We start from the raw sequence: 2,459 nt of genomic DNA, 5'->3' as shown, positions 1-2,459 counted from the left end.
GACCCCGACCGCGACGCTCATCCACACGGACGCGATCTCCTCGACGACCTGGAGGTAGACCTCGTAGGGCTGGTCGGCGCCGCCGAACTCCTCGGGGTAGGGCAGCGACAGCAGGCCGGCGCGGCCCAGGGTGCGGAAGGTCTCCTCGGGGAAGGTGCGAGCGCGCTCGGCGTCGTCGACCCGGGGTGCAAGGTCCTTGCGGCAGATCTCGCGGGTCAGCTCGATCAGGTCGGTGGCTTCGTCGGTCGGCATCAGCCTCGTCGCTGGCATGGCTAGATAGTAGGACGTCCGAGCATTTCGTCCAAAGTGTGAGACGCCCTGAGTCCCGCCGTGGACGCCGGGCCGCGGCCCGGAGAGGGTGGCGGGCGGCATTCCGGCGCTGAGCGCCGGCTCCAGCCCGCATGGGCGGCCGCGAAAACCAGGCGACGGGGCTCGCCCCGCGCCCCTACCGTCGGTGCGTGCTCACGCTCCTGCGGCGGCCGCTGCGCGAGGCGGACGCGACGTCCACCTTCTACGTGCTCACGGCCGTCGCGGCCTTCGCCTTCGCCCTGTGCTTCACCCTCAACCTCGTCTTCCAGTACCGCGTCGTCGGACTCGACCCGTTCCAGATGGTGCTCGTCGGCACGGTGCTCGAGGCGACGTGCTTCCTCTTCGAGGTGCCCACCGGGCTCGTGGCCGACCTGCACAGCCGACGGGTGTCCGTGATCATCGGCTTCTTCCTCATCGGCGCCGGCTTCGCGGTCGAGGGCATCGTCGCCACGTTCGCGGCGGCGGTCGTCGGCAACGTCGTCTGGGGGATCGGCTACACCTTCACGTCCGGGGCCCTCCAGGCGTGGATCACCGACGAGGTGGGTGAGGCGAGCGTCGGCCCGGTCTTCACCCGTGAGACGCAGGTGGACCTGACGTCCAGCATCGTCGGGACGCTGGCGGCGGGTGCCCTCGGCCTAGCGGGCCTCAGGGCTCCGGTCATCGCCGCCGGGGCGACCCTGATGCTGCTCGCCGTCGGGCTCTGGGCCGTCATGCCCGAGCGGCACTTCCATCCGACGCCGCGCGGCGACCGCGAGACCTTCGGGCACCTCAAGGACCAGTTCTTCGCAGGGCTCCGCATCGCGCGTGGCCGGCAGGTCGTGCGCGTCTTCCTCCTGGTCAGCCTGCTCGTCGGGCTCGCGAGCGAGGTCTTCGACCGGCTCTGGCGCGTCCGGGTGCTCGACACGTTCGCGATGCCGGCGATCTTCGGCGGTGACGAGGCGATCGCCTTCGCCGTCTTCGCGCTGATCGGCACCGTCGTCTCCCTCGCCGCGTCGCTGGCGAGCGGACGCTGGCTGCCACGGCGGGTGGTCGACACGGACCCCGGCCTGCCCGTGGCCATCGCGGCGCTGGTCCAGGTCGTGGCGGTCGTCGGCGTCGCCCTGCTCGGGAACCTGTGGCTCGCGCTCGCCTGCGTCTGGCTGCGCGGGGCCGCGATGGCGTTCAGTGGTCCCATCGAGGCGACGTGGGTCAACCGCAACCTCGACGGCTCCACCCGCGCCACGGTGCTGTCGATGAACAGCCAGGCGAACGCCATCGGCCAGGTCGCGGGCGGACCGCCGCTCGGTGCGCTCGCGACCCGGACGTCGATCCCCGTCGCGCTGGTCGTCGCTGCGGTCGTGCAGGCACCGACGGTCCTTGCCTTCTTCCGGATCCGCCGCGCCGCCGGCGCCACCGCAACGGTCAGCGCGTCGGTGCCCGTCGAGTGAGCGTCTCGCCCTGCTCAGGGGACGAGGCGTCCTCAGCGGGGGTAGGTGCGGACCTCGGTCGCCTTGACCGCGGCCCACACGTCCTGTCCGACCTGCAGCCCGAGCGCGGTGACCGACTCGAGCGTCACCTCGGCGGTGAGCGGCACGTCCCCGACGAGTCCCACCCGCGCCGACTGACCCTGCATCGTCACGGAGGCGATGCGCAGTCGCCACGCGTTGCGCGGCGACCCCTCCGGTGTGTGCAGGTGCAGTGACACGGCGCTCGGCGGGATCGTGGCCCACACCGCACCCTCCGTCGGGCTCGTCGTGACGATGAGCCCACCGTCACCGGTATGCACGTGACCATGTGAATCACCCTGTGCGGCATACAGGTTGAGGCCCACTACAGTGCCGACGTAGGCGCTCCGCGGCTCGCGCAGCACCTCGGCGGGCGTGCCCGTCTGGCTGACGCGGCCGTCCTCGATGAAGACGAGGTGGTCGGCGAGCGTCAACGCGTCGAGCGGGTCGTGCGTGACGAGCACCGTCACGCCGTCGTATGCCGTCAGGCGGGCTGCGAGGTCGCTGCGGGTGCGTGCGCGGGTGTCCGGGTCAAGGGCGGAGAGCGGCTCGTCGAGGAGGAGCAGTGCCGGGTCGGTGGCGAGGGCGCGGGCCAGTGCGACGCGGGCCCGCTGGCCTGACGAGAGCTCGTGCGGCCTCCACGCCGCGCGGTCGGCGAGCCCGACC

The 2,459-nt window shown here is 72.1% G+C and carries 3 protein-coding genes; 1 reads left to right on the top strand and 2 read right to left on the bottom strand.

What is annotated here, in order from left to right:
- Window positions 1-270 (bottom strand): acyl-CoA dehydrogenase family protein (locus AC1DP0_RS20830; RefSeq protein ID WP_478088281.1); only part of this gene is annotated, 270 nt, incomplete at its 3' end.
- Window positions 271-458: 188 nt separating this feature from the next.
- Here AC1DP0_RS20830 and AC1DP0_RS20825 point away from each other — a divergent pair.
- Window positions 459-1,736 (top strand): MFS transporter, encoded by a 1,278-nt coding sequence (locus AC1DP0_RS20825; RefSeq protein WP_478088279.1) that lies wholly within the window; start codon window positions 459-461, stop codon window positions 1,734-1,736.
- Between the two features lie 32 nt (window positions 1,737-1,768).
- On the opposite strand, the gene AC1DP0_RS20820 is transcribed toward AC1DP0_RS20825, so the two are convergent.
- Window positions 1,769-2,459: TOBE domain-containing protein (locus AC1DP0_RS20820; protein WP_478088277.1), on the bottom strand; the 691-nt coding region annotated here is incomplete at its 5' end.

Source organism: Terrabacter sp. P5_B1 (assembly GCF_056400505.1).
The sequence above is the reverse complement of the archived record's forward strand: the minus strand, read 5'-3'. Positions and strand labels throughout refer to the sequence as shown.